The organism is Marinomonas alcarazii (assembly GCF_003208215.1).
In the GTDB taxonomy this organism is placed as follows: domain Bacteria; phylum Pseudomonadota; class Gammaproteobacteria; order Pseudomonadales; family Marinomonadaceae; genus Marinomonas; species Marinomonas alcarazii.
Genome location: NZ_QKLW01000002.1, coordinates 113,420 through 138,103 on the forward strand (window position 1 = coordinate 113,420; position 24,684 = coordinate 138,103).

The following is a 24,684-nucleotide window of genomic DNA, read 5'->3' on the forward strand; positions in this document are numbered from 1 at the left end:
ATATCACCTCTCTAATTCCTTCATTCTTTTGGCTTTCTTCTGGCCTCTCGCCCTGTAATCGGTAAAATATGCCACTCATTTCATTACCATCAAATACTATCTTATGACCCCACAAGCTCTCACCGTGTTAACTGATCACGTTTTTAACCAGCTCGCGCAGCAACCAAGTGGCGCTAAGAGGCTTTTCCATGGACGAGGTCGCTGCTTTCCTAACCTAGAGCAAATCACGGCAGACTGGCTGGAAGGGCAAATACTCGTATCTCTTTTTAAAGAACCGTCTGTAGAAGAATTAGATAAATTAAATAAAGAAATTATCAATTGGACTGTTCGAACAGAATGGAACGACCATAAGGTGCAATCTATCCTACTCCAACACCGCAGCCGAGAGCGCAGTCCAACAGAATGTCTGTGGGGAAATTATCAAGAACAGCAAGTGGTCAATGAAGAAGGCCTTCTCTTTCAATTAGACCTTGGAAAAAACCAAAACTCTGGCCTTTTCTTAGACATGAGATACGGTCGCCGTTGGGTGAAAGAAAACAGCCAAGACAAACGGGTTCTCAACCTGTTTGCTTACACCTGTGGCTTTTCTGTCGCCGCAATAAGCGGTGGTGCCGATTTTGTCGTTAACTTAGACATGGCTAAGGCCGTGTTAAGCCGAGGTCGAGAAAACCACCGCTTAAACCAGCATGACTTGAACAGGGTTAAATTCTTCGCCCATGATATTTTTAAATCCTGGGGTAAAATTAAAAAATATGGTCAATATGATCTCATTGTTATTGATCCACCCACCTTTCAGCGCGGTAGCTTTGCTCTAACGAAAGATTACCAAAAGATTCTGCGTCGCTTGCCTGAGTTACTAACAGAAAATGGTCAAGTGCTGGCTTGCGTCAATGACCCAAGTATCCCGGCGCAATTTTTGATTGATGGCATGCGTGAAGAGGCCCCCACACTTGAATTTCAATATCGGCTGGATAATCCACCTGAATTTATGGATATTGATCTCGAAAGCGGCCTAAAGGCGCTCATATTTCAAAAAACACCTGATAATGCAATAAATTAAGGAAGCTAAGATGTCAAAAACCATCGTCACGTTTGAATACGAAAAAGAAACCAAGAACAGTGTGCGCTATCAAGAAATACCTGAAGAAGGAAAAGCGCCTATCATGGGCACACTTTACGTCCAAAAATGGTTTGCTGGCGGCAGCAAAACATTAGAAGTCACCATCGAAAAGAAAGACTAATCTAAAGACAAGGCAGCTATGTCTGGCTGCCTTTCTCTAGCAAAAGCCCATTACCTTTCCTAGAAAAGCAGCATAAGGCTGTAAAGCAACAAATCCGCCATTATTTTTTATCAATTCGCTCTCTTATTACAAACATACAAATAGATCTCATTTCTTTTTCATGCTAAATTTGCCCCACTACGGTGCACTTTTTATGCGCAATTTACATTTCAATTAGTAACATTCTGCAAAGTAATCGCGGCCATATCTACTACCGCTGCACTTTAGTACCAATAAAACAACTAATAAGGCTCTAGGAGCCATTCTTATCGAGGACACTATCTATGCAAGCATTCATTGATTTCTTAAATGGAGTCATTTGGAGCCCTGCCTTAATATACCTATGTTTAGGTGCTGGCTTGTTCTACTCAATACTGACACGTTTTGCTCAAGTACGTCATTTCAAAGAAATGTGCTCACTATTGTTCAATTCAAACGATTCAGACAAAGGTATTTCGTCTTTCCAAGCATTGGCCGTATCACTATCCGGTCGCGTTGGTACTGGTAATATTGCAGGTGTCGCTGCTGCCATTGGTTTTGGTGGTCCAGGTGCTGTTTTCTGGATGTGGGTTGTTGCCTTCTTGGGCGCAAGCACAGCTTATGCAGAATCCACTTTAGGCCAACTTTATAAAGTCAGCGAAAACGGTCAATACCGTGGTGGTCCAGCGTATTACTTCGAACGTTGCCTAGGCTGGCGTTGGTTGGGTGTCTTGTTTGCTTTGTCTTCCATTATTGCCTGTGGCGTTTTCCTACCCGGCATTCAAGCAAACTCTGTTGGTAATGCTGTAACGCAAATCTTCGGTGAAGGCGTTATTGTCTCTAGCTCTTTCGGTGATGTTGGCTCTACCAAATTGGTTGCCCTCGCTGTGATCTTGGTCGTTTTGGCATTCATCATCTTCGGTGGCATCAAACGAATTGCAAACTTCACGCAAATCATCGTGCCATTTATGGCGATTGGTTACATTGTGATGGCTTTGATCGTTGTCTTCCTAAACATAGACAAAGTGCCTGGCATTTTCGGCATGATCTTTTCTGATGCCTTTACTGCACAAGCAGGTTTTGGCGCGGCAATCGGTTGGGGTGTAAAACGCGGTGTTTACTCAAACGAAGCAGGTCAAGGTACAGGCCCTCACGCAGCCGCTGCGGCAGAAGTTCAACACCCTGCACAGCAAGGTCTAGTTCAAGCCTTCTCTGTATACGTTGATACACTATTCATCTGTACAGCAACAGCCTTGATGATCCTAATTACTCAGCAGTACAACATTCAAGGTTCTTTGCCTGATGGTCAGTTCATCGTACAAAACGTTGATCCGTCTACTATCATTGCTTCACCAGCCTTTACTCAAATGGCATTGGCAAGTGTATTTGGTCATTCAGGTCCTATCTTTGTCGGTGTTGCGTTGTTCTTCTTCGCCTTCACCACGATCCTTGCGTACTACTACATTGCTGAAACCAATGTTGCTTACCTACGCCGTGCACTGAATATCAATGTGTCACTAACCTTCGTAAAACTGCTTATCATGTTCATGGTAGCTTACGGTACGGTTAACACTGCAGGTTACATCTGGAACCTAGGTGATGTTGGTGTTGGTCTAATGGCTTGGCTAAACATCGTGGGTATTCTCATGATTTTCTTCATGGCAAAACCTACAATGAAGGCATTGCGCGATTACGAAGATCAGAAAGCTGCTGGCGTAACAGAGTATACTTTTAACCCGAAAGCGCTTGGCATCAAAGGCGCAGAGTTCTGGGAAAAACGTTACGACAAGCAACAAGCTGAAAAAGCGTCGGAAAACAAATAATCTCAACACTTTGAAGTAACAATATTTGAAATAAAAAAGGGTTAGCTTATTAAAGCTAACCCTTTTTTATTTCTGCACACTGAAGAACCTTTGAATTCCCCAGTAGCACCATGCACTCTCAATAAAGACTTATGACAGAGAACAAAGCTGCCACCAGCCCATAAGCTAATAATGGAATAATAGTCCGCTTAATAATAAAGCCCTCTTTATTGCTTACTCCCAGAATCGTCGATACAGCAATAATATTATTAATGCACACCATATTACCCATGGCCGCTCCCGCTGATTGCAAAGCCAGCACCAGACTAACTGGCAGGCCAACCTTCTCCGCGATACCCAACTGAATCCCGCCAAAGGTTAAATTTGATACAGTGGCCGAGCCTGAAAAGAAAGACCCAAGCGCCCCCAGAAGGGCAGCGGCATAACTCCAACTGTCACCCAGTAACTCAGCAAAAGCCTGAGCCAATAACAACATAGGAGCTTGATGACCACCTTGCATCATCAGATTAACCATCACCAAGGCACCTATTAGCGAAAGCATAGGCAGAAACAAACGCTGGCCAGTGTCCCGTATAGAGGCCACAACAAGCTCTCGCGACATACCAAACAAAGGAATACAAACCAATGAAACGACAAGAAAAGGAATCGCTGCAGGCACATACAGGCTTTTATATTGCCAACTCACCTCCATACCCAAGATATTATTAATACTAAATACCAAGGCTCGACTCACTTCAAAACCCGCATCACCCAAACGCCAAGTTAACCAAGGCGTCATATCATTAAGTAATGCCTTCAACCCCAATTGAGGAATACGCGTCACGATAAGAATACTAATCAGCAAAGCGAAAGGCAGGAAAACCCTCATCACCGATTTCATCGTCATCGCGTTACCAGATGGACCAGTTTCAGCGGTTTCCCTTAAGCCAATCCCCTGCTTTGCCAACAAAACACTTAAAGCCAAGCCAATAGCGCCGCCAATTAACGAAGGGAATTCATAGTTCCATTGAGCAAACAGCACATAAGGCGCTGTACAAGACACAATACTGAGTAAAATAAACAAGGCGTTTTGACGAATATCTCGCCATGCCACCACAAAAGACAAAGCGATAAAAGGAACAACTAAAGCGGCCAAGCTATTAAGTAACGCGGTTTGTTTAGCGATTTCCATAAGCTGCATGTCGGATAATGACAGCCCAGACAAACCAAACCAGATTGGTGTTCCCACCGCCCCAAAGGACACAGGGACTGTATTCATCGCCAAGGTAAAAATAGCCACAGGGATAGCGGGGAATCCCAACCCAACCAATATAGGCGCAGCGATGGCGGCTGGAGTACCAAAACCAGACGCCCCTTCGATCATAAAAGCAAAGGCCCAACCTATGATCATCAGTTGCGCGACTTTATTTGAGCTGATGCTTTTTAACCATTGGCTGAGTTGTGCTTCCGCACCAGAAAAAAACATCACCCTGTTTAATAAAATTGCACCTGCAACAATAGAAATAGGCGTTAGTACAGACAAAGCCCCAGCGATTATATTGGCGCTTAACAACCCCACATCAGCCTGAAAAAACACCAACTGAATACAGGCAACCAAAACAGCAACAGCAGGCAAGGCTATGTGCGAAGGCACGGCATTCCGCTTTGTCATCGCCCAAATCAAAAGTAAAATCGGTAACGCTGACAAAATGGTATTCATGCTTTTCCTTGCTCAATAATGTCTGATGTCTCGCTGCGCCATAAGAAAACCTATTAGAAAACAAGCAACTTCCCCTTGTCAGTTTACACTTTTAAGAGGTTTTATTTATTGATGTGAATCAGCCATGAAAGCAAATAAAATCAAGCAAATAACCGGTAAAACATCTTAATAAATAAGCCTTTTCTATGGAGCATTCCTTTGACCAGGGTCTTTGGTAAAAGCAGGAGCCAAACTGTGTGGGTCAACTTGTTCTTTATAACAAGCAGACGCCTGTGCCCACCAAACTAATTGATTCAACGTACGACCAAAATAGCCAAGCCACTCGTTTTGATCTTCACCGTCTACTAAATCCCCATCCTCAGAAAAGACATTTTGTGCTTTCGGTACATGAATCATCGACGATACCGGCAAACAACCTAATTCCGACAAAAATGTTCGCATACCAATCGCAGCGCGCATTCCACCCCATTGGCCCGCTGAATAAGTCACAATAGCGCTAGGCTTATATGAAAATAAAGAACTGCCAAAATGATTAAGCAAGTTAGCCAACGCCGGGCTCATTGAATGATTGTATTCAGGACTCACCATAATATAACCATCGGCCGATGCAATTTTCTTAGCCAATGCATCCAGTTTTTCTGGGACCTGACTTTTTGAGTAAGAAAAATGCGGCTTAAAAACAGGTTCCAACGGATAATCCAACGCATCCACCAGCTCAATCTCATGATCGACATGCAGAGCGTTAAAAGCCGCCAAGCATGCTTTAGCAACCCTCTCACCTAATCTAGCGGGTCGCGGAGGCGTACTGTTTCTAACTGTTCCAAGAAAGATTAAAACCTTCATAAATGCTCACCCGATACGAATTATCAAAATGTATTTTCTGTAACATCCTACAATACCCAGTGAAATACAAAACTCTACACTGGTAAATTTGGGATGAAACCTCTATCGTTTAATCTATACAAATCATTGCAGTAGAGAATAAAGTAGCAAAGAAATACCTGACTCCCCTCTACTCACCAAACGAATCACACAGAGAACCGCAATATGATACAAAAGGACTTTCGAAAACTTGGCTGTGCAGAATGTTCAACTGGATGCGATTTAGGATTTGACTTCACTATGGCGTTTCAGCCGATTATTAATAGCCAAACCAAAACCGTGTTTGCACAAGAAGCCCTTGTTCGCGGCTTAAATCAAGAAGGCGCATTTCATGTTTTTCAAAACGTCAATGAAAGCAATCGCTATCGCTTCGATCAAAGCTGCCGCGTGAAAGCCATCAAGTTAGCTGCGGAACTGGGCATTTATAAAGACAGTTTTCTCAGTATTAACTTCTTACCTAATGCGGTTTACAAACCAGAACTATGCATAAGAACCACATTAAACGCGGCGGAAGAGTACCAATTTCCAAAAGAAAAAATCATTTTCGAATTCACTGAAAACGAACAAATCACAGACAGCAAACATTTAGAATCCATCATCTTGCATTATCAGCAACAAGGATTCCTAACCGCAATGGATGATTTCGGCTCTGGATTTAACGGCCTTAACCAACTTGCTGATCTAAAAACGGACATCACCAAAATTGATATTGCGCTGATTAAGAACATAGACCAAGACAAAAAACGCCAAATCATCGTAAGAAACTTAGTGAACCTATTTAACGAGCTCAACATGGTTGTTGTCGCCGAAGGCGTTGAAACACAAGCTGAATACCACACATTACGAGATATGGGCATTCATCTTTTCCAAGGCTACTATTTTGCTCGACCAAGCTTTGAATCGCTTGCTGAAATCAACTGGGACTAGCTAACAATATTTATTGATAAACAACCTTGAAGCGCTCTAAAACCAGCAGCATATCTTCCGTTGGCTCAATACCTAGTTCCTCACATTCAGCAGAGAAAAATGCCCAGTGTGCTTCTCGCCACCAAGCCAAGGTTTTATCACCCTCACCTTCAGCGGCAGCGAACTCTGCACTAACATCACAGTAGTAGTCAGCACTAAAAGGCGTATATTTTTCAGCATTCACTTCAACCTCGTTAGACCCACTAATACACAAGCAACACCACCCACCATCCCGATCCAAGCTTCTACGGGTGTCTCGCCACTTATTGCCCGTGTCACTTGTGAGCTAGCCGCATCGTAGATGTTATAGCCCCATACCGCCAAAGCTGCACCAGCAACAACCAAAATAATACCAATGATTTTATTATTCATATCGACTCCAAGGGGTGATCATTCAAAAATAGCTAAACATTAGCATTTGGTAGTTGAACATACTTTCGCCAATTATGTTGTTCTTTAAAGCCCAATACTTCACGAATTTTACGGTTCGAAAACAAGGCTTCATGCTCACCCATTTCACGAGTAAATGGCACCTTAGGAAAAAAACGTTCGGCTAACTCTTTTGTTGGGATAATGGCACCATTGTGATCGTTACCGGCATTAAAGACTTGAAAGCCTAAACCGTCTTTTTGCAAACACAAATCGACGATTTGCCCAAGATCACGCGCATCGATATAACAAAACGCGTTGCGACGACGCACTTCAGGATGCTCAAAATAATGCGGAAACAGCGACGCGTATTCATGCGGTTCAATCACATTGCCAATACGCAACGCGTAAATATCAATCCCTGAGCGACGTTGGAAACTGCGTGCCGTCTTTTCATTCACCACTTTAGACAAACCGTAACTGTCCATCGGGTCGACGTCGTAATCTTCTTCTAAGGGTAAAGAGTGGGGGTTAGTTTCACCGTCTGAAAAGCAAATACCGTAAGTCGTCTCGGACGAGGCAATAATGACTTTCTTAATACCAAGCTTCACCGCCGCTTCGATGACGTTATAAGTCCCTATGGTATTTACACGGAAGGTTTCATTATCTGGATTAATTAAGATTCTTGGCACCGCCGCAAAATGCACAACCGCATCAAATTTAGGCACACCGGTACCCGGCTCTAACTCGTCAAAACCAGCGTATGAAGTCATGGCATTAAACATTTGACCAGAATCCGTGATATCGGCAATAAGATTATCTACCTGCGGATGATCTAATGGCGTCAGGTCAAGGTTCAAGACTCGATAGCCCTGCTCCAGTAGATACGCAACCGCATGTTTTCCTGCTTTCCCGGATCCACCTGTAAACAAAACACGCTTTGCTGTCATACACTCACCTCCATGAATTTTAATTATTATTGAAAGACTCTACTTCATTCTTAGATAAATAGCGCCATTGTCCGATACCAAGGTCTAAAAAAACGTCACCTATTCGCTCTCTGTGCAATGCTACAACTCGATTGCCAACGGCGGCAAACATACGCTTAACCTGATGAAATTTGCCTTCGGTGATGGTTAAAAGGACTTCTCTTGGTGCAATAATGTCTAATTTGGCAGGACGAGTTAAACCTGTCTCACCTTGCAATTGCAGCCCTTGATTGAACTGAGCCACCAGATCGACACTCTGCTCTGCTGGAATGGCTTTAGACAATTGAACTCGATACACTTTGCCGCAATCATTCGTGGGTTGTGTAATATGGAAAGACCAACGACCGTCATCGGTGATCAACACCAAGCCCGTTGTATCAGCGTCCAAACGCCCCGCAATATGCAGTTCAGAAACCTTATCAACGTCTAAATAATGAAACAGAGATGGGTACATTTCATCGATATTCGAACACACAGTACCGGCTGGTTTGTGCATCATGATGTAGCGAAAATCACGCGCTTTTAGCCTAATACCATTTAACAATACAAGATTGTTTTCATGCACTTGAGCCGCTTCATTTGTCAGCACCTCACCATTTACGACAACAGCACCAGAGTGAATATATCGCGTCGCTTCTTCTCTGGTCAGTTCTGTGCTTTTACAAACAAACTTATCAAGGCGCATAACAGACAACATTAAATAGTGAAAGAACCAGACATTATCCTTGCTGATTCGCTTTTATCAACCACACATAGCTAAGGATACTTCGCATCAGTCACCTTGAATTGGTGGCCTTTTAGACTTCTTAATCAAAAAAGGATTCGTTATAATCCGCGCCCTATTATTAAAAACAGATAACTCAAAAAAAGAGACTAGCCTAGATGAAATTTTACCAAGCAGTAATCGGCACAGCCCTCGGTTTGGCTGTAACGCAATTGAGCTTCGCTCAAAGTCAAATTACCTTTAAATCAGCTAAGACTAGCTCTTCTTATTATCAAATGGCGGTAGAAATTGCTCAGGCTGTAAAAAAAGACACAGACAGCAAGATCATTGTTACCGTAGAAGAAAGCCAAGGCTCAGTGCAAAACGTCATGGAAACCGCCTTTCGAGGTGCCAATTATGTATTCACAACACCGCCTGCGTTAGTCAAATTAGCGCAGAACGGTCAAGCCATGTTCAAAAACAGAAGCAACCCGAAATTTAACGATATTCGAGCGCTTTTCCCTATTCCTTCCTTAGCCATGCATTTCGTCGTATCCGATAAGAGTGGCATTGATAGTTTTGCAGATATGGAAGGTAAAAAAATATTGCTTGGCAAAGGTACGTTCGGAGCCAATGAAGGCGCTAAATACATCAATCTGTTTGGTTTAGATGGTAAAATCGACCTTGCGCAAATAGAACTGTCTAATGCTGTACCCGCCTTGAAGAACGGTCAAATTGACGGTTTTGTCACTTCTGGTTCTTTCCCTGCTCCAAACGTGATCGAAGCTTCCGCTGGCACCAAAGTAAACATTTTGTCCTTCAACGATGATCAAATTGCCCAAACCAAAAGAACCAAATTGGTCATTCCAGCGGGCACTTACGCCGGGCAAGACAAAGACATCACCACAACGTCATTGCCAGTTGTCGTCTACACCAACAGCGCAATGGATGATGAAACCGCCTACACCTTAACCAAAGCCTTTTGGGATCAAAAAAAGAACATGTCCGATTCCTCTCCTTGGTGGAAAGGCGTTACCACGGACATGCTCAGCAACATCAATGGCAAAATCCACCCAGGCGCAGCAAAGTATTATCGTGAAATGGGCGTCACTCTAAGCGAAAACCAGCAATAAGCCACGGATTTAATGTGTCATACGCGACCTTAAATCCATCACGATGCATGATTTTTGGCTGATAAATAAGCAGAACGTTCTCAATTGTCCGTTCTGCTTATTTACTGCTTATGTATTCAATGCTTGTGATACAAAGCAACCTACTTACTCAACTTCTTAAACAGGCCGTACTTTATGCCTAGCAAATATTTTTGGGCCGGTTTTGGCTTCATTAGTATCATTTTCCATTTAACGCTGATTTTTTCAGGATTAGTGCCAAACTTAGTTAGTCGACCGCTTCATATGGCGCTGGCTTTGCCTTGGGCCTTTATTTTCTTAAGCAAAACACCTTTGCAGCGCTATACAGGTTATGTATTCACTGTTCTTGGGCTAATCGCCACTTTTTGGGTCGCTTACAATGCCGATCAATTAATCGATCAATATGGTTACATCAGTGAAAACTACCAACTGTGGATCGCAGGCATCTTATTACTTAGTGTTTTAGAAATGGCAAGACGTTGCATCGGTTGGCCCTTGCCTCTCGTCGCCGCCATCGCACTTTGTTACGGCCTGTTTGGGCAATATATTCCAGGCGAATTTGGCCACCCAGGAACACCCATCGGCAGTTTCTTGGGCACCTTAACCATTGCGGAAGGCGGCATTTGGGGCAAACTGACAGGCGTTTCTGTCAGCATTGTTGCCATCTTTGTTATCTTTGGCGCTGTACTAAACGCAGGGGAAGCAGGACAAGGCTTTATGAACCTCGCCATGGCGGCAGCGGGAAGACTTCGCGGTGGCGCAGCCAAAGTATCCGTTATTTCCTCGGCGTTATTCGGCTCTATTTCAGGTTCGGCTTCAGCTAACGTGGCCTCAACGGGCGCAATCACCTTGCCAGCCATGACCAAACTGGGCTACCCAAAGTCTCTTGCGGGAGCAACAGAAGCGGTTGCCTCTTCTGGCGGGCAAATTATGCCACCTTTGATGGGAGCTGGGGCTTTTGTCATGGTTGAGCTGACGGGCATTCCTTACCAAAGCATTATGATGGCGGCCATCTTGCCTGCTATTTTATACTTTTGGGCCGTTTGGGTTGGAATCGACGCCTTTGCACTGCGTTATGACCTAAAAGCCGTCAGCAAAGATCAGCAACCAAGTCGACGACAGCTACTGATTACTTGCAGCTTTTTCATGATTCCATTTGCCATTTTGCTTTGGGGAATGTTTGGGCCTGCATTTACGCCACAATTTGCGGCCAGTATTGCCATCTTTGGCGCGGCGCTTCTGCTCTTCTTTAACTCAAAAGGCGTATCGAATAAAAAGCAGATTTTTGAGCGTCTAGAAGACATTGGCATTAACGCTGGCAAACAAATCTCTATGATTGCCGCCATCATCTTGTGTGCGTCTATCGTGGTTGGCGTCTTATCCATTACTGGATTAGGCGTAAAAATCACGTCACTGATTATCTCAGGCTCATCAGGCATGCTTTGGCCTGCGATCATACTTACTGCTATTGCTTGTTTAATATTAGGTATGGAAGTACCGACAACGGCAGCTTATGTCATCTGTATTTCAGTCGCTGGACCTGCCTTAGCTCAGCTAGGACTTTCAGCGCTTCAAGCGCACTTATTTGTATTTTGGTTTGCTCTGCTTTCCACCATCACACCACCCGTTTGCGGAAGCGTCTTTATTGCGGCTGGCATGGTAAAGGAAAACTGGTTAAAAGTGGCGGGCGTCGCCATGATGCTGGGAATCGGCTTGTATTTAATCCCACTAGCGATGATCGCGAATCCATCATTGATCGAACTCGGCACAAGCCCATGGCTCGCCATTGCCAGTGCGCTAAAAATCGCTCTCGCATTATATTGCATTTCCATGGCCTTAATTGCGCCATTTAAGCCAGTGAAACGTGCACTGTATTTGTCTGTTGGGCTAGTGTTGATTTTTGCGCTTTCTATCTAGAACACATCTAAGCTCCTAGAATCGTAAGATCTAGGAGCTTAGGATATGTTTCCACAGCAAATAAGAATGTATTCCCCCCACCGAAAACCTTCAAACTTTTTATAAAACAACGAGTAAGACAATTTATTAATGTCTTAAACAAAAACGAACAAGACAAAACTTGTTCGTCTTATCACGACACTTAGCCAGTAAAATAGATTTAAGCGCCCCATAAACGCATTTATAAGCTATAATCCCCATCCCTTTCTTTTCAATTCCCTTACGACAGTCTGTCAGAGCACTTTATGCCATTTTCAAAACTGGGATTATCCAATCCTATTGTTCAAGCTATTACTGAATTAGGTTACCTAAAACCAACCCCAATTCAGAAACAAGCCATCCCAGCAATACTATCAGGCAAAGACCTAATCGCCACTGCACAGACAGGAACGGGCAAAACGGCTGCCTTTGTTCTGCCACTATTAGAACGATTCACTAAAGCCGGCACATTACGCGGAAAACGCATCCGAGTGTTGATTCTTGTGCCCACTCGCGAGCTAGCGGTTCAAGTCGAAGCCAGTGTGGCCCAATACGCGAAACACACAAAGCTCACCTCGATGGCGGTGTATGGCGGTGTGGATACCGAAGCGCAAAAAGAACGCTTAATTGAGGGCGTTGATATTCTGGTTGCCACGCCGGGCAGGTTGCTCGATTTGGCTCATCAGCGCGCACTGCACTTTGATGAACTAAAAGTCATGGTATTGGATGAAGCCGATAGAATGGTCGACATGGGCTTTGTTGACGACATAAATAAGATCATGGAGCGGTTGCCTGAAAACCGCCAAAATCTCTTATTTTCTGCCACTATGACAGACGATGTTCGCGCCCTTGCCTATGATTTTTCAGACAGCAAGATGACAGATCAAGCAGCGGAAATCTCTATTTCTCCAAACGTTCGCGCAGCCGCCAATATCAAACAATGGTTAATCACGGTGGATAAAGACACCAAGTCTGCTCTATTGAGTCACTTGATTAACGAGCAAAAATGGGATCAAGCACTTATTTTTATCGAGAAAAAACACGGTGCCGCTAAGTTGGTCGATCAGTTAGCAAAGCGTGGCATTGTGGCCGATTGTATTCATGGGGATCGAAGCCAAGCAATGCGCGAAAAGATCTTGGCTCAATTTAAATCGGGAGAACTAAAGTACCTGGTCGCCACAGGCGTGGCGGCACGTGGTTTGGACATTGGCGAATTAAGTCGTGTTGTCAATTACGACCTACCATTTAAACCCGAAGAATACATTCACCGCATTGGTCGTACAGGCCGCGCTGGCGCGTCTGGCGAAGCCATTTCTTTCGTTGCCATGGGAGATTTTAAAAACCTTTGCGCCATCGAAAGCCGACTAAAACACATCATTGATCGCAAAGAGATCGCAGGATTTCCGGTCAGAAAGGTCGTTCCTGTTTCAATCTTAAACTACGTTCGTAAGAGTAATCGTTAAACCACTCTTTTAATAAATAAGTCCCTTTAAGATGAAGAAGAATCGACTATGGCAACAATGTCGTTTTATACGGTTCTTTTTCATTACTTAAGTAAAAAGCAATTATTTAAATTATAAGGGCCGACAAGACATACAAAAGTTTACAAAGATAGACGCTTTGCTGTATATCTAAGTAGTGAAAAATGACGTTGGTAAATAAAGCAAACAAATGAAAGACAATATAACGGTATCCATTTCTTCAATTGATGGAACAAAGCATTTTAGTTTTGGAAAAAGAACTCGCCACACATTCAAGTTTGTAAGTTATGTCATTTTTATGGCGGTTCTTCTCACAGCAGGGGTTATTTACTACTTAGTTAATGATGCCGAAATGTCAAAGATAAAGTTACTAGAACTAGAAAACAAATCGTCCTCTTTGACAAAAGAAATCACCTCGCTTACCGCTCTTAAGTTAAGCTTAGAGCAAGATTTATCAGAGCGAGAAGAACGAATGCTGTTAGTCTCGGATCGCTTAAACGACCTAGAAAAAGTACTTGGCTTGGATGATCAGAATAATACGGAACTGGAATCTCGATTGGATACAGCGGCAATGAACTCATCATTACGAGTGGCCATGCTGACACAGATACCAAGCGGTCCTCCCGTTAAAAATGCCAGAACCTCGTCAGGCTATGGCAAACGACAACATCCAGTTCTTGGGATAACAAAGATTCACCGTGGACAAGACTTCGCAGTGAATACAGGAACACCTATTTATGCACCAGCGGATGGAACCGTTGAAGTCACAAGACCAAGTAAAGAAGGTTCAGGTAACTTTCTGCGCTTATTGCATGGATATGGCTTTTCCAGCTCTTACTCTCATATGAGTAAGTTTGCGGTTAGCAAAGGCGATTTTATTAAAAAAGGCGACTTGATCGGTTATTCTGGCAACAGCGGATTAACCTCTGGGCCACATCTGCATTATGAAATACGCTTCATTGGACGAGCACTCGATCCTAAGCCATTCATAGAGTGGGATGTTGATAATTTTGATTCAATTTTTGAAAGTGTAAGAGGTATACGATGGGAATCTTTGGTGGGCAAAATAGAGCTAAGAGTCAGTCAGCAACTACAACTCTCATCGCAGAAGGCTGCACAATTAACGGACAAATAAAAGTCGACAACCATCTGCAAATAGACGGCAATGTTGAAGGACAAATTGAAGCAACAAAACAAATTAAAATCAGCGTATCTGGCGATGTTCAGGGCGAAATTACCACCGACCGCCTGATCATTAATGGCAAGTTTGAAGGCATTTGTCGCGCGAACTACATTGAAATTCTAAGCTGCGGCTGTGTCAGCGGCACAATTTACAGCGATAACCTCAGCATCGAGCCTGGCGGCAAGTTTACAGGGATCACCAACCCATCAGAAAAAGAAGTTCAAAGCCAAGAACCATATGGTCGTCTTAGCAGCCTGGACACCTCAGACGAGCTAGATAATCAGGAGGACAAGATTGTCCTGATGAGCCATGATAAAAACGCTTAACTAGGCGAAAACGCACTCAGTAATTCAGCATTGGTTGGGTACTCTTGTAACAACTCAACCAATTTCTGAGCGCCATCAACGAGCGCAAGATGAGTAAGTGAGCGACGCAACGCGCGTACTTTTTCTAAGTCTTTGCTATCGATCAGCAGTTCTTCTCGGCGAGTACTGCTTTTCGCTATATCAATAGCAGGAAAAATCCTGTGGCTCGCCGCCTCTCGTGACAATACAATTTCCATGTTCCCCGTGCCTTTGAACTCTTCAAAGATCACTTGATCCATTCGGCTTCCCGTATCAACCAAAATCGTTGCAAGAATGGTCAGTGAACCACCATTTTCTATTTTTCTCGCAGCTCCGAATAGCTTACGCGGAATTTCTAGCGCCCTACTATCAAGACCACCAGACATCGTTTTGCCACTGCTTCTTCTATCCGCATTATGAACGCGAGAAAGCCGGGTAAGGGAATCAATTACAATCATCACATCTTTGCCTTCACCCGCCTGAGTTCGCGCAATATCAAGTAAATCATCCGCCACTTTAACGTGTTGAGCATAACTTTCATCCGAAGAAGAAGCGTGCACATCGGCAGCCACACTGCGTTTAAAGTCCGTCACCTCTTCCGGGCGCTCATCAATCAATAATGCATAGAGTTTTATATCAGGGTAAGCCGATCCGACCGCCTGACAAATGTGCTTTAACGTGGTTGTTTTCCCTGAGCCAGGTGGCGCAACAATCAAGCCTCGCTGTCCCAAACCTATTGGTGTAATTAGATCCATTGCCCGCATTGATAAATGCGTAGAACCCAACTCAAGACGAATACAAGGCGACGGATGCACTGCAACGCCATTTAAAAACCGCTTTTGAGGATCATTGGGGAATAAATCCTCAGCAGGTTCTTCGACAGAGGCTACAGTTGAAGTACGCTTGCCTTTCAAACTTAGTATTTTTCTCGTCATAGCAGGGGTTATCGCCTTGGGTAATTTAAAAGTCCGTGTGTGCATTTGAACACAATGCTATTACAAATCACGATTTATTTCGCTTTAAGCAAGCACTCTCGGCTCATTACCTTCGTAACGCACAATATCAAAATGTAAAAGCTCAGCCACTTTTCTGCAGAACCTTCCACTTTTATCGCACTTCTGTTTAACATTATTGCCAGTTTCAAGACAACGACTAGCCTCATATTCGTGTAAACACAGAATGGGGCAGCCACAAAAAATGCGACCTATATCGCATTTTTAATAACCAGATTCTGAATTCAAAAAAGAACATTGATTCTTAACAACATCAATTAATTCTCAACCGCTCAATGTATTTTATATACAATCTAGCACTGCTTTCGTGAGCGTTATATAGGCCATCTAAGGTGGCTTTTGATGCTGAATTCCCTGCCTGTTTACTATATTCAAGATAATAACTTTTTGCATTCAAGCACAATAATTCGACTTGATCTTCGTTACTTTTCCCACAGTCAGCCAACTCCCCTTTTCCAACTAAAAAGAAATAATTCTCTTTTATAGACGTTCGAGAAGCCTTGCCAGCAGCGCCACAGCTTTCATCATATACATTTTTTAAATGCCCGTAAGAAGCTTGTAAACTAGGATCACTACTGCCCTTAATCGCTTGAATATTAGCGCTCATAGATTGACAAGAGTCATCATTAGCCACTGAGCTACCAGCCTGCTTTAGCTGCTTATTTCGCACGACTTCAATCGCCTCTTTATTTGCCGCAAATAATTTTGGCGCATAGAGACGTCGTTCGACAACCGCTCGCTTAGCTGGATCGGGTATCTGAGACGTTTGCGCTAAAGATTGCTGAAGAGTTGCAAGACTATTTTTTTCACCTTCTTCGGACCAAATATCTTTCGCTGTGGCTGTCATAACCTGAGCCGCATCATCCGCGGATATACCTGAAGACACAGCTATGCCACCAATCACTGCGGTAGCGAATACTTTGCCAAATAGGCCATCATCGTCGCTGGTACTTTTATTAAGAGTGCCGCCACCCTGACGAATCAAGCTTGCGGCTTTAGACCCATCGCCGCATTTGTCTATCGCGTAATCTAAGGTACTGTATTTTCCGATTCTTGGAGAATAAGCATCAGCACCATGAGAAAGTAAATAACTGATAGCATCAGTATTACATTTTCTTGCGGCATGCATTAATGCGGTCATACCATTATCATCGCTATAATCTATATTCGCCCCAGCAGCTAATAGCATGTCCATTTGCAAAATAGTGTCGGATTTATTGTAAACCGAAAAAATACGATGCAGTGGGGATTGTCGTGAAGTAGTAGACCCTCCAGTTGCTACAACATTTGGATTTGCACCCGCGGCAAGTAAATCCGCTATCGCTAACGTATGACCTCGTTCAGCAGCAATCAATAATGGCGAGTTTTCATTAACAGCAAAACCAATATTACTCATTATCATGGTTTTATATTCAACATCAGCGCCAGCTGCTATTAACAGTTGAATAGCTTCTACATTACCGACTTTAGATGCTTCCCACAAAAAACTTGCGCCATTAACCAAACGGCCATTTGGGTTAATACCTGCCGCTAACATAGCTGTAAGCATATCGGTACGATTCCTATCTATCGCCTCTCCGACTGCGCCTGCTTGAATCCCAGAACTCCCCACTGTCGATAACAATCTCGACAACTCATTATCAAAAGCAACTTTATCTCCAGAGATGACCGCACTTTTTAACACAGAAGATGGCTCGATGGGTTCTACATAAGGTTTCCTTGATGCACACCCTGAAATGATGACACAAAGAAAGAAAATTTTTATCCATAAGGGCCAGTGCTTGATCATTTAAACCTCACATATGTACTAATAATAACTTACACTCTTTTAAAAAGTGCTTAGATGACTCTAAAACGATTAAAATAGAAATGAGTTTTTTTACAAATATAAACAGCAACTTTATTTTGTTCATACCCCATATGAGGGTATATTTTAACTTATATGTCCCCATGTACAGGAGCATCCCGATATGAAAGAAAACGCCATATTGGACTTAATAGATCTTATTTATGAACGTGGGTTTGAACATAGAGATTGGGACTATGTTCTAGAAAGGCTCTGTGAAACATTAAGAGCAAAAAGTGCTGGATTATTTTTCATAAAATTTCATAAAAACCTTTATCGGGTACTTGGGAGCTATGGTGTTCCAAGCGACTTTTCACCTGAATACCAAGAAAAATTAGGTGTACATGATGCAACAGGAACCATCATGAAGGCCTTACCTGAAGGGACGGCACTTGGGGTAATAGATCATAAAACATCAAAAATAGATTACCCTGATTTTTACCAAAAATTACTGTTACCTAACAATGTTGGCTACATAAGCGCTTTAAACATTTGTAATAATACAGAGTACTTCGTTGGTATTGGCATTCATCGCGGTATGGATCAGGAACAATTTAGTGACAACGAACTAAAAGTATTATCACGACTCTACCCTCATTTCCGAAGAGTATTTGATTTCTCTGACATCCTTGAAAAACTCCATGAAAAGGAGGAATTGCTTAGCAGTGCGCTAGCCAAAGTTCCGCTTGGCATAATTGCAATCGATGCTGATATGAGGATTCATTTCATAAATGATTTAGCAGCTTCATTAGCTAATAGTGTCTTTGGCCTTCATATTAAAAATAAACAATTATTTACCGATCAAACAGCATCGCAAAAGCAAATTAAAGCAAAAATACAAAGTGTATTAGACGGTCAGGTCTCAGCGTCATCATTGCAATTGGACAATAACAATAATATGACACCATTATCCATAACGATCACAAACTCAAGTATACAAGGTTTAGAAATATTAAAAGATGAACTCAATACACCAAATTTTGCCCTAATGTATATCTCACATCCTGATTTTTGCTCGCATATGTCATTGGGAGTTCTCAAGGAGGTATATAAGTTAACTACATCAGAAGCTCAACTAGCATTAGCCTTAACAAATGGCTTATCCCTACAAGACTATGCAGACTCTAAGAATATCAGCATTCAAACCGTAAGAAGCCAACTCAAAAGTGTGTTTAATAAAGTACAAGTAAACTCACAAACTGAACTAGTTCGCACTCTGATTATGAGCTCCTTCAATCTCTTATCTTGATAAGTAATTATAAGTTACTCTTAACATTCAAGGTCGTTTTTTCCCTGAGCCAGGTAGCGCAACAACCAAGCCTCGCTGTCCCAAACCTATTGGTGTAATTTGAGGATCATTGGGAAATAAATCCTCAGCGGGTTCTTCGACAGAGGCTACAGTTGAAGTACGCTTGCCTTTCAAACTTAGTATTTTTCTCGTCATAGCAGGGGTTATCGCCTTGGGTAATTAAAATGCGGTGTGTTAAATATCAACACGCTGATGTTACAGCCATAACCACTCATTTGATATTGAACATTGACTAATTCAATCTCGCCATACGAATACAATTACGACCACTGTTCTTTGCTTCGTACAAAGCTAGGTCTGCTTCTTGGAACAAGCGCTGAGGATCCACCGAAAGCTCAGGCCAACTTGCGATACCAATCGAAATCGTCAGGCTTTCTAAAAACGCGCCTTCATACTCAATCTTAGTATTCTCTACTGCAAGCCTTAGCTGTTCGGCTCGCTGCAAACAATCACCGCCCTTGGCTCGAGGCATAAGAATAACAAACTCCTCGCCACCTAATCGACAGACGATATCCGCTTGACGGAAGAAGCGGTTCAATAAGGCCGCCATCGTTTTTAATGCTTCATCCCCTGCTGGGTGACCATAGGTATCATTAAACTTCTTAAAATGATCGATATCACAAATTAATAATGACAGCGGCTCTTGATTCCTTTCCGATGACGCTATTTCATATTCCAACACTTCGGTAAAAAAGCGCCTATTTTTTAGCTTCGTTAAAACATCTTCATAGGAAAAACGCTGCAACTCTTCACGCAAAGCAAGATTCGCAAGTGTCATGTTAATTTTATCGACAGCCCGCTCTAACAAAGGCATAAACTGATCCGCTGGATAACAACGGCTCTCTTCCGTCACTTTCACCTGTAATAGCGCGACGTAGCTAACGACGCCTTGCTTATTGACTATCTTGAATGGAAACAGTCCTTGCTTCTGATCAAAAATGGCCTGTTCTATCACCGCCACACTAGGAGAAGTTGGCATTTCGACATTACGCCCCCAGCACTGTATGTCTTGCCAATTATCTGAGTTGACCACACTAAAAACACCAGAATATGGCAAACACAACTCAGCAATGCTATTGCCAATTTTATCAAGCCCCTGCTCTAATGTGTGGCAAGTCTCTAGGGCCAGAACAATATCACCGGCAATCTCCAGCTTTTGCTGCTGAAATAATAAGCTTTCGGAACGAAGCTTTTCTTTCTCTGCCATAACGGTGAGCTGCTCAGTTCGCTCGTTTACCTCAGACTCTAGCGATATATTCAATTTGGCTAAACGTCGCTGAGTAAACAAATAATGATTAAATGAAAGCCCGATAATCGCAACGGCAAACAGCAGAGCACCGCTTGATACAGGAACACTGCTCCATGAAACCCATCCATGAGCCACAAACATATCAAGCATCATCACAGCACAAAAGCCAAAGTAGGCAAGAATCAATATTTTCTGTTCTAAGCGTACCCGATTAAAAACAAACAACACAGAAGCAATCAACAGCAATAGCGTTACAATAAAGATGCCATCAAAAATAGGATACAGCTGGCTAATACTCACCACACCAAACAAACTCCCCATCCCAGCAGCCACCAAAAACATAAGATGGAATTTCCACAACCACTGAAAATGACGAACTTCTAAATGTGCCTTTGATAGCCATTCAGCCAACAACATAAACATCGGGATGGGCAACAAGAAATAAGCATAAGCGCCCACATAGTTCCAAAGTAACGGTTTATCCCACACCAACTTCATGACTGGGATATCCCCCAAAACCAAGCCTGCGGCCGCAAGTGAAAAGAAGCACACACTCAAGAATTGACGACGCTGCCCTCTAAATATGGCAAATACCGCTGCCATTAAGGCAATAAATAAAGTGATGCCCGCAACAAGAATGCCCTGAGAGGATTCACTTACCACCTGCGAAAGAATATCAATCCGTTCGCTAAGCTTTACTTCACCCCAGAAGCCAATATTGTGATAGTCAGAAAACACACGAAAATACAGCGTCTTTCCAGCAAAATCTTCTGGCAGCACGATCATATGCCACGGCCAACCTGCGAATTCTCCAGAGCCATCTTGATTAAATTGGCCATGTTTATAAATTCGCTCACCATCTAAATAAGCTTCTGCTAACAAGTCGATACTAGAGGCAAAAAACACAGGATCTCTTAGTGAAACATCGGGCAAAGTGATACGAAACCAAACATTTTCAAAAGCCCCCAGCGAAGGAGGATCGGCAGGAAAGTCTATTGGTCGCCATTGGGCGGAACTGTCTTGTTGAGTCCAGACCGGCACACCGTTAGAGTCAAACGGTGAATCCCCCAAAGAATACTCCCATCCAGTGTCTAGGCTTGTGTCTTTTGCCAATGAAGTGGACACTATACATAGTCCTACTAAAACACAGCATATTCGAGCAAAATTGAAAAATATTTGATGTAAGTACTTCAAAGTATTAACCGATTAAAATTAAGAAAAAAATGATCTATAGAGCAAAAAGTCACTCTAGCTTTTTTAATTAGATTATGAAAGCAGGTAATGTAGATCTATCACATTCACCCTTTTAATAAATCACGCACTATAAAAAAATATTATAGAGATTTTATTATAAGAAAACGTCTAAATAGATTTTAGAATTCACACACGGCTTTCATAGTGCTGACTTATTATAGTTATAACACTATTTTATAAAATATAGGCGAGGTTTTATCATTACCATCATCTCACCATGGATAAAGAACATTGAAGACATGTAACCAATGAATTTATTAAAAAAATACACAGGCTGGTTTGTCCTAGGCACCTTGGCACTTTACCTGATATCTGTCACACAACTTATTTCGGTGTTGCTCCCGACAATATTAGCTTGGTCTGCCAATATTGCCATGTGGCATAGCTTAGCACCCAGTGCAAAACGTCAAGTAAGTTGGCTTATGATTATTGGTAGTATGGCACTACTCTTTGCTGGATCCCAAGGTACTTGGATGACATGGCAACAGGTTTTTGCTGTCAATATACCTATGCTGGCAATGTTTGTGGCTGTTTCTTTTTTAGACTTAACCAACACAGCCGATAAGAGCAGTGAACTTCCTACAGGGTTTAAAGCCATCCTAAATACAGCATTAGGGGTTCAAATTTTAGGTGCCGTAATTAACCTTTCTGTTATTTTGGTATTTGCTGAACGTATGAAGGCGCCGAACAAATTAAGCCCCGTACAACAATTTGTCCTAACTCGTAGCTTTGCCTCTGCAGCTTGGTGGTCACCGTTTTTTGTTGCAACAGGGATTGCATTAACTTATGCACCCGGAATGCAATGGCAAAAAACACTGATTCCAGGCTTAGTGATGGGAGTTGTCGCAGTTATTTTTTCGACCACAGAAGCATTTCATCGAACAAAAGGTGATTTCAAGGGCTACCCAATTAAGCGCGAAAGCCTTTTTATCCCTGTCTTCTTAGCTTTGTCAGTGATACTTTTTCATTATATTTGGCCAAACATCAGCATACTTGTACTCATTTGTATTTTAGCGCCCTGCGCAACCATTCTGCTAATTAGCACCAACTCAAGAAAAGACAGTCTGCTTAAGTTCGTCAACCACAAGCTCCCTCAAATAGGCAGCCAATTTGCATTATTCTTAGCCGCGGGAATTTTCTCCAATGGTATCAGTGCCATTATTTTGAGCTACCCAGAATTATTTAATTTGGATAATTTCACCTTTAATCCGCCACTATTTTCTTTTGTGCTTGCAGCCATGATTATCGTCGGCGTCATTGGCGTTCATCCTGTAATCAGTATTGCTATTGCAAGCCCCATGCTACTGCCTCTTAACCCAGACCCGACTCAATTAGGCTTCTTATTTCTAAGTGCTTGGGCTATTTCCGCAGGCAGTAGCGGACTGACAGGGCTTGGATTACTCATGACAAGTCGCTATCAAATACCAACTAAAGTTATTGTCATGAACAGCCTTCATTATGCTGTTTTCATGTGGGTATTATGCTGTATCGTAAATTGGCCATTTTTATAAATCTTATATACAAAAAATTACATAAATCATTTCAAAAAATAATCACACAATAAGAAAATTCGATTCCATGAATAAAAACTCGATAAAAACCATTGAGGTTTATTCTTAAATTCTCTTCTAGATACAACGAAACTGATTAGACATCTGAAATAATATTGAATCCACCATAGATGATACGTTTACCATCAAAAGGCATTGGATTTTTATCAGGGTCCATTCTTAGGTCTTCCATTGCAGATTGCCATCCAGCATCACGAATTTCTTTTGAGGGCCAAGTGATCCAAGAAAAAGCGATCACTTCATCATCCTTCTTTTGAACAGCCAACGGAAAAGAAGTCACCTCACCTTCAGGAACATCATCGCCCCATGCATCCACCACATTTAATGCTCCATAATCTTTGAAGACAGCCGCCATTTTTTCAGCGTGCTCTATATATTCTTCTTTATTAGATGCAGGTACTGCTGCGACAAACCCATCTACATATGACATTGAGTAACCCTCTATAATTGAATCAAATAGATATAAATTTCTCACTTGGACCGAGCTCTATTTTTACTACAGTAATTCTAGCTGCCTTCTAGCACTACCGCCATTTGAAAAATATAAAGAGCTAAAATGACGGCTCTGATTGGCGTTTATGCATGCCTATATTAGCTGATGTTAAAATCAACGGTGTTACCCACCACTAAAACCCCGTAAAATGCCGACCTTTAGTACCGGTGTGCTGTTAAGTGAAATGACATCAATCAAAGAGACCATAGAATGACCGAACAAGTTCAAGTAATCGCAACGCACAATGGCAACTTTCATGCAGACGACGTATTTGCCGTAGCGGCACTTAAACATATTTTTCCGTCAGTAGAATTAATACGTACACGTGATTTAGACGTAATGGCAAAAGCGGATATAGTGGTAGACGTAGGCGGTATTTACGATGCAGAAACAAACCGCTTCGATCATCACCAAAAAGGTGGCGCAGGAGCACGAGAGAACAGCATTCCGTTTTCATCCTTCGGCTTAATTTGGCAAAAATACGGCGTAGAAATATGCGCAGGTGATAAAGAAGTCGCGAGCGCCTTAGATAAAAATTTAGTGTCTGCCATCGACGCTATAGATTGCGGACACGTGGAAGGCGTACAAACAGGCATTAGCCTAAGCCAAACCATCTCCATGTTTAACCCTACATGGCAAGAAGAAGGCGATTTTGACGCCTGCTTTGATGAAGCCGTTGCCTTCGCATCTCGCATCTTAACTCGCTTCATTGCCGCAGCAAGTGGTGGCGTAAACGCAAAGGCCATCGTTGCCAACGCCATTGAAAAAGCCGAAGACCCACGAGTCATCGTGTTAGAACAATACACGCCATGGAAAACCACCGTACTTAGATTGTCCCAAGACGCCTTGTTCATGGTTTACCCATCGCAAACCGGACAGTGGCGCATACAAACCGTGCCAGTTGAACTTGGCTCATTTGAAGACCGCAAAAAACTGCCTGCGCCTTGGGCAGGACTGTCAGACAAAGAACTGCAAGACGTAACAGGTTTGGACGATGCCATGTTCTGTCACAACGGCTTGTTTATCGCAGGCTGTGCGTCATTTGAAAGCACCATGAAAATGGCCAAAATGGCGTTGGAATATTAGATATTTGGAATAAAGAAAGACCGATGACTGAAACATCGGTCTTTTTTGTGTTTCCTGTACGTATTATGCTCGCTAGTCG

The 24,684-nt window shown here is 42.7% G+C and carries 23 protein-coding genes; 12 read left to right on the forward strand and 11 right to left on the reverse strand.

Annotated features, from left to right (window positions below; translation table 11 throughout):
- Positions 1–103: 103 nt before the first annotated feature.
- From DFP75_RS05410 to DFP75_RS05415, 3 genes are all read left to right on the forward strand, one after another.
- Entirely contained in the window at positions 104–1,060 is a 957-nt protein-coding gene (locus DFP75_RS05410) for a class I SAM-dependent methyltransferase (RefSeq protein ID WP_110573061.1), read from the forward strand.
- A gap of 10 nt (positions 1,061–1,070) precedes the next feature.
- A complete protein-coding gene (locus tag DFP75_RS18375; protein WP_181416998.1) occupies positions 1,071–1,241 on the forward strand; it encodes a hypothetical protein in 171 nt (56 codons plus the stop codon).
- Between the two features lie 323 nt (positions 1,242–1,564).
- On the forward strand, positions 1,565–3,082 hold the full coding sequence (locus DFP75_RS05415) for an alanine/glycine:cation symporter family protein (protein ID WP_110573063.1): 1,518 nt from the start codon (positions 1,565–1,567) through the stop codon (positions 3,080–3,082).
- A 118-nt stretch (positions 3,083–3,200) separates the two neighbouring features.
- On the opposite strand, the gene DFP75_RS05420 is transcribed toward DFP75_RS05415, so the two are convergent.
- Complete coding sequence (locus tag DFP75_RS05420; protein ID WP_110573065.1) at positions 3,201–4,781, reverse strand: L-lactate permease; 1,581 nt, start codon at positions 4,779–4,781, stop codon at positions 3,201–3,203.
- A gap of 183 nt (positions 4,782–4,964) precedes the next feature.
- Complete coding sequence (locus tag DFP75_RS05425) at positions 4,965–5,624, reverse strand: NADPH-dependent FMN reductase (protein WP_110573067.1); 660 nt, start codon at positions 5,622–5,624, stop codon at positions 4,965–4,967.
- A gap of 204 nt (positions 5,625–5,828) precedes the next feature.
- On the opposite strand from DFP75_RS05425, the gene DFP75_RS05430 reads away from it, so the two are divergent.
- Complete coding sequence (locus DFP75_RS05430) at positions 5,829–6,590, forward strand: EAL domain-containing protein (RefSeq protein WP_110573069.1); 762 nt, start codon at positions 5,829–5,831, stop codon at positions 6,588–6,590.
- Between the two features lie 10 nt (positions 6,591–6,600).
- Here DFP75_RS05430 and DFP75_RS05435 read toward each other — a convergent pair whose 3' ends face one another.
- Genes DFP75_RS05435 through DFP75_RS05450 form a run of 4 tightly spaced genes read right to left on the reverse strand, consistent with a single transcriptional unit; the run spans position 6,601 to position 8,672 of the window.
- Positions 6,601–6,813, reverse strand: a complete 213-nt coding sequence (locus DFP75_RS05435) for an ASCH domain-containing protein (protein ID WP_245926987.1) — start codon at positions 6,811–6,813, stop codon at positions 6,601–6,603.
- Positions 6,810–7,001 carry a DUF3185 family protein gene (locus DFP75_RS05440; protein ID WP_110573071.1) on the reverse strand — a complete coding sequence of 64 codons (192 nt, stop codon included), beginning with the start codon at positions 6,999–7,001 and terminating at the stop codon, positions 6,810–6,812. Before DFP75_RS05440 ends, DFP75_RS05435 begins: the two co-directional genes overlap by 4 nt.
- A 32-nt stretch (positions 7,002–7,033) precedes the next feature.
- A complete protein-coding gene (locus DFP75_RS05445) occupies positions 7,034–7,948 on the reverse strand; it encodes an NAD-dependent epimerase/dehydratase family protein (RefSeq protein WP_110573073.1) in 915 nt (304 codons plus the stop codon).
- A 19-nt stretch (positions 7,949–7,967) separates the two neighbouring features.
- Entirely contained in the window at positions 7,968–8,672 is a 705-nt protein-coding gene (locus DFP75_RS05450) for a pseudouridine synthase (protein ID WP_110574418.1), read from the reverse strand.
- 197 nt (positions 8,673–8,869) lie between these two features.
- Between DFP75_RS05450 and DFP75_RS05455 the strand changes: the two genes are divergently transcribed.
- The 5 genes from DFP75_RS05455 (at position 8,870) to DFP75_RS05475 (ending at position 14,766) form a co-directional block, all read left to right on the forward strand.
- Positions 8,870–9,823 (forward strand): TAXI family TRAP transporter solute-binding subunit, encoded by a 954-nt coding sequence (locus DFP75_RS05455; protein ID WP_110573076.1) that lies wholly within the window; start codon positions 8,870–8,872, stop codon positions 9,821–9,823.
- A 174-nt stretch (positions 9,824–9,997) separates the two neighbouring features.
- On the forward strand, positions 9,998–11,758 hold the full coding sequence (locus DFP75_RS05460; protein WP_110573077.1) for a TRAP transporter permease: 1,761 nt from the start codon (positions 9,998–10,000) through the stop codon (positions 11,756–11,758).
- 284 nt (positions 11,759–12,042) lie between these two features.
- On the forward strand, positions 12,043–13,239 hold the full coding sequence (locus tag DFP75_RS05465) for a DEAD/DEAH box helicase (RefSeq protein WP_110573080.1): 1,197 nt from the start codon (positions 12,043–12,045) through the stop codon (positions 13,237–13,239).
- A gap of 316 nt (positions 13,240–13,555) precedes the next feature.
- Positions 13,556–14,392 carry a M23 family metallopeptidase gene (locus DFP75_RS05470; RefSeq protein ID WP_245926988.1) on the forward strand — a complete coding sequence of 279 codons (837 nt, stop codon included), beginning with the start codon at positions 13,556–13,558 and terminating at the stop codon, positions 14,390–14,392.
- On the forward strand, positions 14,302–14,766 hold the full coding sequence (locus DFP75_RS05475) for a bactofilin family protein (protein WP_110573084.1): 465 nt from the start codon (positions 14,302–14,304) through the stop codon (positions 14,764–14,766). The genes DFP75_RS05470 and DFP75_RS05475 overlap by 91 nt, the downstream gene beginning before the upstream one ends.
- On the opposite strand, the gene rho is transcribed toward DFP75_RS05475, so the two are convergent.
- Positions 14,763–15,719, reverse strand: a complete 957-nt coding sequence (gene rho / locus DFP75_RS05480; RefSeq protein ID WP_110573086.1) for a transcription termination factor Rho — start codon at positions 15,717–15,719, stop codon at positions 14,763–14,765. The genes DFP75_RS05475 and rho overlap by 4 nt on opposite strands.
- Positions 15,720–16,050: 331 nt before the next feature.
- Complete coding sequence (locus DFP75_RS05485; protein ID WP_181416999.1) at positions 16,051–17,481, reverse strand: ankyrin repeat domain-containing protein; 1,431 nt, start codon at positions 17,479–17,481, stop codon at positions 16,051–16,053.
- Between the two features lie 286 nt (positions 17,482–17,767).
- Between DFP75_RS05485 and DFP75_RS05490 the strand changes: the two genes are divergently transcribed.
- A complete protein-coding gene (locus DFP75_RS05490; RefSeq protein ID WP_110573090.1) occupies positions 17,768–18,892 on the forward strand; it encodes a helix-turn-helix transcriptional regulator in 1,125 nt (374 codons plus the stop codon).
- A gap of 27 nt (positions 18,893–18,919) precedes the next feature.
- Here the strand turns inward: DFP75_RS05490 and DFP75_RS05495 are convergent, their stop codons facing one another.
- Together DFP75_RS05495 and DFP75_RS05500 are read right to left on the reverse strand one after the other, a co-directional pair.
- Complete coding sequence (locus DFP75_RS05495) at positions 18,920–19,087, reverse strand: hypothetical protein (RefSeq protein ID WP_175404928.1); 168 nt, start codon at positions 19,085–19,087, stop codon at positions 18,920–18,922.
- 97 nt (positions 19,088–19,184) lie between these two features.
- Positions 19,185–21,326, reverse strand: coding sequence for a sensor domain-containing diguanylate cyclase (locus DFP75_RS05500; RefSeq protein ID WP_110573092.1), 2,142 nt, complete (start codon positions 21,324–21,326; stop codon positions 19,185–19,187).
- A 377-nt stretch (positions 21,327–21,703) separates the two neighbouring features.
- Between DFP75_RS05500 and DFP75_RS05505 the strand changes: the two genes are divergently transcribed.
- Complete coding sequence (locus DFP75_RS05505; RefSeq protein WP_110573094.1) at positions 21,704–22,966, forward strand: hypothetical protein; 1,263 nt, start codon at positions 21,704–21,706, stop codon at positions 22,964–22,966.
- Between the two features lie 136 nt (positions 22,967–23,102).
- Here the strand turns inward: DFP75_RS05505 and DFP75_RS05510 are convergent, their stop codons facing one another.
- Complete coding sequence (locus DFP75_RS05510; RefSeq protein ID WP_110573096.1) at positions 23,103–23,456, reverse strand: DUF1428 domain-containing protein; 354 nt, start codon at positions 23,454–23,456, stop codon at positions 23,103–23,105.
- Between the two features lie 273 nt (positions 23,457–23,729).
- Here DFP75_RS05510 and DFP75_RS05515 point away from each other — a divergent pair, with 273 nt between their 5' ends.
- The gene (locus tag DFP75_RS05515; RefSeq protein WP_110573098.1) at positions 23,730–24,605 is read left to right on the forward strand and encodes an MYG1 family protein; all 876 of its coding nucleotides are present in this window, start codon (positions 23,730–23,732) and stop codon (positions 24,603–24,605) included.
- Positions 24,606–24,684: the final 79 nt, after the last annotated feature.

What these genes read in the sequence shown, in the direction of transcription:
- DFP75_RS05455 (WP_110573076.1), top strand. Translation starts at nt 8,870, where the DNA reads ATGAAATTTTACCAAGCAGTAATCGGCACAGCCCTCGGTTTGGCTGTA.
- DFP75_RS05470 (WP_245926988.1), top strand. Translation starts at nt 13,556, where the DNA reads ATGGCGGTTCTTCTCACAGCAGGGGTTATTTACTACTTAGTTAATGAT.
- DFP75_RS05450 (WP_110574418.1), bottom strand. Translation starts at nt 8,672, where the DNA reads ATGCGCCTTGATAAGTTTGTTTGTAAAAGCACAGAACTGACCAGAGAA.
- DFP75_RS05475 (WP_110573084.1), top strand. Translation starts at nt 14,302, where the DNA reads ATGGGAATCTTTGGTGGGCAAAATAGAGCTAAGAGTCAGTCAGCAACT.
- DFP75_RS05415 (WP_110573063.1), top strand. Translation starts at nt 1,565, where the DNA reads ATGCAAGCATTCATTGATTTCTTAAATGGAGTCATTTGGAGCCCTGCC.
- DFP75_RS05510 (WP_110573096.1), bottom strand. Translation starts at nt 23,456, where the DNA reads ATGTCATATGTAGATGGGTTTGTCGCAGCAGTACCTGCATCTAATAAA.
- rho (WP_110573086.1), bottom strand. Translation starts at nt 15,719, where the DNA reads ATGACGAGAAAAATACTAAGTTTGAAAGGCAAGCGTACTTCAACTGTA.
- DFP75_RS18375 (WP_181416998.1), top strand. Translation starts at nt 1,071, where the DNA reads ATGTCAAAAACCATCGTCACGTTTGAATACGAAAAAGAAACCAAGAAC.
- DFP75_RS05440 (WP_110573071.1), bottom strand. Translation starts at nt 7,001, where the DNA reads ATGAATAATAAAATCATTGGTATTATTTTGGTTGTTGCTGGTGCAGCT.
- DFP75_RS05505 (WP_110573094.1), top strand. Translation starts at nt 21,704, where the DNA reads ATGAATTTATTAAAAAAATACACAGGCTGGTTTGTCCTAGGCACCTTG.
- DFP75_RS05420 (WP_110573065.1), bottom strand. Translation starts at nt 4,781, where the DNA reads ATGAATACCATTTTGTCAGCGTTACCGATTTTACTTTTGATTTGGGCG.
- DFP75_RS05425 (WP_110573067.1), bottom strand. Translation starts at nt 5,624, where the DNA reads ATGAAGGTTTTAATCTTTCTTGGAACAGTTAGAAACAGTACGCCTCCG.
- DFP75_RS05445 (WP_110573073.1), bottom strand. Translation starts at nt 7,948, where the DNA reads ATGACAGCAAAGCGTGTTTTGTTTACAGGTGGATCCGGGAAAGCAGGA.
- DFP75_RS05515 (WP_110573098.1), top strand. Translation starts at nt 23,730, where the DNA reads ATGACCGAACAAGTTCAAGTAATCGCAACGCACAATGGCAACTTTCAT.
- DFP75_RS05460 (WP_110573077.1), top strand. Translation starts at nt 9,998, where the DNA reads ATGCCTAGCAAATATTTTTGGGCCGGTTTTGGCTTCATTAGTATCATT.
- DFP75_RS05430 (WP_110573069.1), top strand. Translation starts at nt 5,829, where the DNA reads ATGATACAAAAGGACTTTCGAAAACTTGGCTGTGCAGAATGTTCAACT.
- DFP75_RS05490 (WP_110573090.1), top strand. Translation starts at nt 17,768, where the DNA reads ATGAAAGAAAACGCCATATTGGACTTAATAGATCTTATTTATGAACGT.
- DFP75_RS05465 (WP_110573080.1), top strand. Translation starts at nt 12,043, where the DNA reads ATGCCATTTTCAAAACTGGGATTATCCAATCCTATTGTTCAAGCTATT.
- DFP75_RS05410 (WP_110573061.1), top strand. Translation starts at nt 104, where the DNA reads ATGACCCCACAAGCTCTCACCGTGTTAACTGATCACGTTTTTAACCAG.
- DFP75_RS05495 (WP_175404928.1), bottom strand. Translation starts at nt 19,087, where the DNA reads ATGACGAGAAAAATACTAAGTTTGAAAGGCAAGCGTACTTCAACTGTA.